This is a genomic window from Paracraurococcus ruber, from assembly GCF_004353985.1.
In the GTDB taxonomy this organism is placed as follows: Bacteria; Pseudomonadota; Alphaproteobacteria; order Acetobacterales; family Acetobacteraceae; genus Paracraurococcus; species Paracraurococcus ruber.
Window position 1 is genome coordinate 1 of record NZ_SMOA01000300.1, and the last position, 6,168, is coordinate 6,168.

Annotated in this window: 6 protein-coding genes; 2 read left to right on the forward strand and 4 right to left on the reverse strand. The window is 75.1% G+C overall.

Annotated features, from left to right (window positions below; all coding sequences use genetic code 11):
• Positions 1-906 (forward strand): hypothetical protein (locus tag E2C05_RS33465; RefSeq protein WP_205083125.1); only part of this gene is annotated, 906 nt, incomplete at its 5' end.
• Here the strand turns inward: E2C05_RS33465 and E2C05_RS27465 are convergent.
• The 4 genes from E2C05_RS27465 to E2C05_RS27480 are packed head-to-tail and all read right to left on the reverse strand — an operon-like array spanning position 860 to position 5,700.
• Positions 860-2,506, reverse strand: coding sequence for a hypothetical protein (locus E2C05_RS27465; RefSeq protein WP_133222838.1), 1,647 nt, complete (start codon positions 2,504-2,506; stop codon positions 860-862). The two genes, E2C05_RS33465 and E2C05_RS27465, sit on opposite strands and share 47 nt — an antisense overlap.
• A gap of 48 nt (positions 2,507-2,554) precedes the next feature.
• A complete protein-coding gene (locus tag E2C05_RS27470) occupies positions 2,555-3,274 on the reverse strand; it encodes an ABC transporter permease subunit (RefSeq protein ID WP_133222839.1) in 720 nt (239 codons plus the stop codon).
• A gap of 1 nt (position 3,275) precedes the next feature.
• Complete coding sequence (locus tag E2C05_RS27475; RefSeq protein WP_133222840.1) at positions 3,276-4,892, reverse strand: transporter substrate-binding domain-containing protein; 1,617 nt, start codon at positions 4,890-4,892, stop codon at positions 3,276-3,278.
• Positions 4,885-5,700 (reverse strand): class I SAM-dependent methyltransferase, encoded by an 816-nt coding sequence (locus E2C05_RS27480; protein WP_158292403.1) that lies wholly within the window; start codon positions 5,698-5,700, stop codon positions 4,885-4,887. The genes E2C05_RS27475 and E2C05_RS27480 overlap by 8 nt, the downstream gene beginning before the upstream one ends.
• A 208-nt stretch (positions 5,701-5,908) precedes the next feature.
• On the opposite strand from E2C05_RS27480, the gene E2C05_RS27485 reads away from it, so the two are divergent.
• A partial coding sequence (locus tag E2C05_RS27485; RefSeq protein ID WP_240046919.1) for a helix-turn-helix domain-containing protein occupies positions 5,909-6,168 on the forward strand: 260 nt, incomplete at its 3' end.

Genomic DNA, 6,168 nt, shown 5'->3' on the forward strand with positions numbered 1-6,168 from the left:
GCCGGCCCGCCGGAGGAAGCCGGCCCGCCGCCGCCCGACCCCCTGCTCGCCGGCCGCCTCGCCGGCCTCGCCGCGGCGCTGCACCTGATGCGGCGGCTGGGCATCGGCGGGGCCTGGGATCCCGGGTCCTGGGCGCGGCTGGCCGAATGGATCCGCCGCTGCGACGAACCCGTGCCGCTGCCGCCGCCGGAAGACCAGGCGACGCTCATGGCCTGGGGGGGGCTGGCCCGGCAGGCGGTGAGCCTGCGCGACCGCCTCGGCCTCTGCCCCTGGGACCCCGAGGCACAGCCAGCCCTGGCGGAGGCGCTGGACCGCCGCGCCCGCTGGCTCGGCGACCGTCCTGCGTGGCCGGGGCGGGAAGCCGCGGCCGCCGGCCTCGCCCGCTGGCTGCCCGTGGTGGACTGCGCCGAGGCGCTGGACCTGCCCTGGCGCGGCGCCGGTGCCCTGCGCCGGCTGGGGGAGGCGGTGCGGCAGGCGGCCGCGGCGGCGCTGCCGGCGCTGGCCGACCCGGTGGCGACATGCCGGCACCTCGCGGTGCTGGATGCGCTGGGGTCGCTGCACGACCTGCTTGGGGAGGATGCGCTGGGCCCCGGTCTCGCCGGGCGCCTGCAGGGCATCGCCGCGGCGATGGCCCGCCTGCCCTGCCCGGCCGCGGATACCGCCGGGGCGCTCGACCGGTCGGTGCTGGACCGGCTGCGCGGCCTGGACCGGGCCGGCGCATCGGCGCTGGGCCTTGGGACGCTGGGCCGTGGGACGCTGGGCGAGGCGGAGATCCCGCTGCTCTCGGCCGGGCTGCCGGCCCTGATGCTGGCGCAGGCGGCGCACCGCCTGCCGCCGCTGCCCACGTCGCTGTCCGGGGCTACGCCGCCTGGTCCGGATGCTGCGCGAAATACTCGGTGGAGCTGATGCCGACATAGCGCGGATCGCTCGGCGGGTTGGTGCCGAGCGCGCGGCGGAAGCAGGCGACCGAGGCGAGGCGGGAGAAGAAGCCGCGCGTCGCCGCGCCGGCGCCGGCCGCCAATTCCTTCGCCCGCGTCACCCGCGTCCGGTCGTGGTGCAGCCGGTGGCTCAGCAGGCCGGGGACGACGAGGTGGGAGGCGGCGACCAGGTCGCTCGCCTTCTCTAGCACACCGGGAAGGTCCTCCCGCACGATCGTCTCGATCTCCTGCATCACCCCGGGCTGGCTGATGCGGTCGAGGCAGAGGGCGATGACGGTCGAGGTCTCGGCGATCAGCAGGTAGTAGGCGCCGAGCAGCGGGCTGTGGCAGAACAGCCCGGGCCCGACATCCAGCCGCCCGGCGGCCTCCACCTGCTCGAGATAGGCATTCACCGCCTCGCGGTGCTTCCAGGCCTCGACATACTCGGCGGCCAGCACCAGCAGGTCCGCCAGCACGGTGGCGGCGCCCACCGCGGGGCCGGAGACGGTGCCGCCATCGACCAGCACCAGGCCCAGCGCCGCCGTGCCGCTCGTCAGGTGGCGCGTGCCGGCCTTTGCCTTGGCCGTCGCCTCCGCCTCCAGCAGGGTGGCGATGCCGCGCACCGCCTCGCGCGCCGCGCCCTCGCGGAACAGCTCCTCCCGCGCCCGCACCGCCGCGGCGCCGCGATAGGCCAGCACCGCCTGCCCCATCTCCCGCCCGCCCTTCAGCACGCTGAGCGCGCCGCTGAGCCCCGGGGCGAGGCGCGCCGCGACCTCGGCGCTGGTCAGGCCCATGGCCTTCAGGATCACCTCGCTGAGGCCGGGATGCGCGGCATCGGCCATCGTGCGGAGCGAGGTGTCGATCAGCTCCGCCAGCTTGTGCGCGGCATTGCCCAGCTTGGCGGCGCGCCAGGCCAGCGCCGCGTCCTCCCCGCCCGCGACCTTCAGGTGGTCGGCGACCCGGCCCGGGGCGGCCGCCAGCGCCGCGGCCGCCTGGCCGGCCAGGCCCTGCCCCTCGGCCGCCAGCGCGTCCAGCCGCTGGCGGATGCGCTCGGCCGGGTCGGGCGCCGCCTCGGTCAGCCGGACCTTCGGCGCGCCGGGCGTCAGCAGGCGGAATTCCAGCCGCTGGCCCTTGAAGATCTCGCAGGCGCGGCGGTCGATCTCCTGCTGCCACCAGGCGATGGCGGCGCGCTCGGCCGGGCCAAGCCGGGCCGCCCCGTTCTCCAGCGCCAGCAGCTCCGGCGGGAAGAGCAGCTGGAACAGCGCGGTCAGCGCGCCGCGGCTGTTGCGCGGCTCATCCGCCCAGAGCTGGTCCTTCACCGGCCGCTGGAAATCCTGCGGGTACATCAGCATCCGGTTCTTCTGCCGGTACTTGTGCGCCGCCCAGGCGCGGAAGGCCTGCCGCATGGCGTCCATGGCGGCGACGCTCTGGCGGTTCTGCAGCCAGGCCTCCACCGCGGCATCCAGCTTGCGCAGGTTCTCGCCACGCATGTGCAGCGGCGCGCTGGTCAGGTCCTTCCAGCGGGCCAGGGTCAGCGTCCGGACATCGAGGGGCGGCGCCGGGATTGCCGGGCCGGTGGTTCCACTCATCCGCTGCGCTCCTGTTTCGGGCTTCGGGGTGGGCTTCGGGGGAAGATGTCAGCCGCGCCTGGCGGCCATGGCGCCGGCCGGGACAGGGTGGGCCGGCGCCGGCGCGGGGGAGGCGGGCCGGGCCGGGGCGGGGCGCAGCAGGCCGCGGTCGCGGATCGCTTCCTGCAGCCTTCCCATCAGCAGGGTCAGCGGCCAGCAGAAGACCAGGAACCACAGCATGGCGTAGAGGTAGACCCAGACCATCAGGTCGTCGCGGCCGGTGGCGCCGATGACGATGTTGGCGCGCGCCACGATCTCGCTGACGCCGATCAGCGACGCGGTGGAGGACGCCATGACGATGATCAGGAAATAGGTCGTCCAGGCCGGCAGCAGCAGCAGCATCGCATCCGGCCGGCCGCGCCGCCGGTCGGCCAGCGCGCTGCCCAGCGTGTCGGCGACATAGCCGGCGACGGCGACCGAGAGCGCGAGCGACGCCTTGCACCAGGCCGGCACCTCCAGCACCAGGCTGCCCAGCGCCACCTCCTTCGGCAGCAGGAAGGCCAGGTAGAACAGGCAGACGAAGGTCGGCAGGTTGCGGCTCAGGCTGGTGGCGCCGGCCGCCAGCCAGACGACCTCCCGCCGGTCCCGGCCGCGGGCCCAGGCGAGGCCGGCGCCGAACAGGCTGCCCAGCAGCATGGCGACGGCCGAGACGGTGACGTTCCAGCCGAAGCCGCCGGCCAGGAAGGGCGTCCAGGTCCAGAGCAGGTCGGCAAGCTCGCGCAGGTCCATCTCAGCCCCCCGCGCCGGATGCGGCGCCCTGACGTTCCAGCCAGCGCTCGCCCCGCCGCAGCAGCGCGACGGTGCCGAGGATGATCAGGAACCAGGTCAGCATCAGCAGGTTCATCATCACCCCCAGATTGCCGCGATCCGCCATGATGGAGGTGGAGGCGGAGATCAGCTCCGGCACCGCGATCGCGCTGGCCATGCCGGTCGCCTTGGCGATGTTGACCAGGATGCCGGTGACGCTGCCGCGCGCGGCATGCAGCGTGCGGCGCAGCGTCGCCGGGCCCAGGCGGAAATCCGGCACCTGCGCCGCCAGCAGCGCCGACGCATCGCGCAGCGCCTGCGCCACCGCCGCCCCGGCATAGAGCGAGAGGCAGAGCAGCACCGCCAGCATCGGGTCCACCGCCAGCCCCCAGCGCGTCGCCAGCCAGGCGCCCAGGCCGAAGAACAGGACGTAGATCTGCAGCAGCGGCGGCGTCATGCGCAGCGCCGTCACCAGCGCCTGCACCGGCCAGGCCAGCAGCAGGCCGCGGCCCATGAGCATGGCGGCGGCGGCGCCCAGCGCCAGCGCGCCCGCCATGCTGCCCAGCACCAGCAGCAGCGTGCGCAGCAGCCCCAGCAGGAAGGCGTGGCGGTCGTAGCCGTCATAGACCACCGAGAGGTCGAGGCCGAAGTGCTCCTTCACCGCGAGGCCGAGGCGCATCAGGCCCGTCGCCTCGGTCGAGCTCAGCAGGGCGCGGTTGCGGCAGGCTTCCGGCCAGCGGCCATTCTCCAGCCGGCGGCAGACCGGCGCGCCGCTGCCATCCGTCTCGTTCCACAGGGCGTTGGCGCGGCGCAGGAAGTCGCTCTGCGGGATGCCCCAGTGCTGCTCGGCGCGCAGCAGCGTGCCGTCGCGGTGCCAGTCGGCCACGACATCCTCGACCGCCCGCTGCAGCCGGCTGCCGGCAGCCGACCGCGGCAGGGCCAGCGCCCAGGGCGTGACCAGCGCACTGCGCAGCGGCATCTTCCAGCCGGCCCAGTCGGGCGTCGCCAATTCGCTGGCGATGGCGGTGTCGTCATAGGCCCAGCCGACGCAGCGGCCGGCGCGCACCGCCAGCCGCGCATCGCGGTTGTTGCCGAAGAGCTGCAGGTCGACCAGGGTGCGTTCCGCCAGCTGGCGGTTGAAATAGGCACCCTGCGTGGCGCAGACCTTCTGGCCGCGCAGCTCGCCCCAGTCATGCAGGCGGCTGTCCGGCGGGACCATCAGGTTCACGCCGCTGGCGTAGTAGTTCGGCTCGATCAGGGTGGCGATGCCGCGCCGCTGCTCGGTATCCCCCAGCGTGGCGAGGACGAGGTCGACCGTGCCGTCCTCCAGCCGCTGCAGCCGGTTGGCGGAGGTGACGGTGACCAGCCGCGCCTCCACCCCCAGCCGGCGCGCCAGGTCGCGCGCCAGGTCGATCTCCAGCCCCTCCGGCTTTCCGTCCGGCCCCATCTGGCCGAACAGCGGGTAGTCCGCCTTCACGCCGATGGTGATGCTGCCGCGCTGGCGGATCGTGTCCAGCGGGTCGGGCGCCTGCGCCCGACCCGCGCCGGCGAAGGCGAGCAGGAGGACCAGCAGCAGGGCCGGCAGCCGGCGGTCAGCCATGCGGCGGGTCCGCGGCGTCGCGCGCGACGCAGGCGGCGAAGCCATAGGCCAGCGGCAGCGGGCAGACCCGGCGCAGCGCGGCATCCAGCAGCGCGCCGCCCGGGCCGGCGATGGCGCCGCGTTCCGGCAGCACGCTTTCGGGGAAAAGCCGCGGGCGGGCGAAGCCGGCGGCGGCCAGGTCCTCGGCGAACTCCGCCGCGGTGAACAAGTGGTAGTACAGCTCGACCGAGCCTTCCGCGCCGTCGCGGCGGTAGAGGATGTCGCCCGGCTCCAGCACGCCATCCGCCACCAGCCTGGCGCAGGCCTGCTGTTCCGCCCGGAAGCGCCGCCGCCGGCTGGGCACGGTGGCGACCAGCCGGCCGCCCGGGCGTAGCAGGGCGTGCAGCCGGCGCAGCAGCGCCACCCGCTCCGCCCGGCCGCGGACATGGCCCAGCACGCCGAACATCAGCAGGATGGTGTCCTGGCTGGCCGGCTCCAGCGCCCGCTGCAGCACCGGCATCTCGCCGCAGATCAGCCGCAGCCGGCCTTCCGCCGCCGCATCGCTGAATTGCCGGCCGCAGGCGGTGATCGCCGCCCGGCTGATGTCGTAGCCGGTGACGGAGAGGCCGGGATGCGCCAGCAGCAGCGGCAGGTAGCGGCCGGTCCCGCAGCCGAAATCCAGCACCGCGCCGCGGCCGTCGGCGGGCAGGGCGGCGGCGATCGCCGCCTGCATCGCCCGGTTCGGGCGCGGGTAGCGCGTGTCGTACAGGCCGCTGCCGAAATACTGGTCGTAGGCGGCGGCGAGGTTGGGAACCAGGGCAAGGGACAAGGCCGTCTCCATGGGATGCGTGCCGCCTGCCTCCTGCTCGGCTCCGGCCAGGTCGTCCGGCCTTCGCCCGCAGGGAAGCCTCCCCGTCCTTGAGAAAGCCTTAGCGCCCGCCCGCCGCGCCACCGCCGGCGGCACGACAACGGGTTCTTAAAGCGCCGGCCGGAGACTGCCGGGCCTTGAGGGCAGGCGGGGCAGGACGCGCATGGAGATGCAGGAGGTCACCAACGGCCCCGCGCTGGACCCGCTGCGGGAAGCCCGCCGCGTCGGCGCCGGCCGGCCGCATGCCGATCAGCGCGCGGCGGCGCAGCGGCTGCGGGAGCGCGGCTTCAGCTACCGCCGCATCGCCGAGGTTCTGCGCATCCGCTACGACACCGTCTCCCGCTGGCTCTATGGCGATGCGCCGGCGGCGGCGCCGCCCGTGGCCGCGCCCCTGCCGCCGGTGGCCCGCTCGGCGCCCCCCGTCGCCGC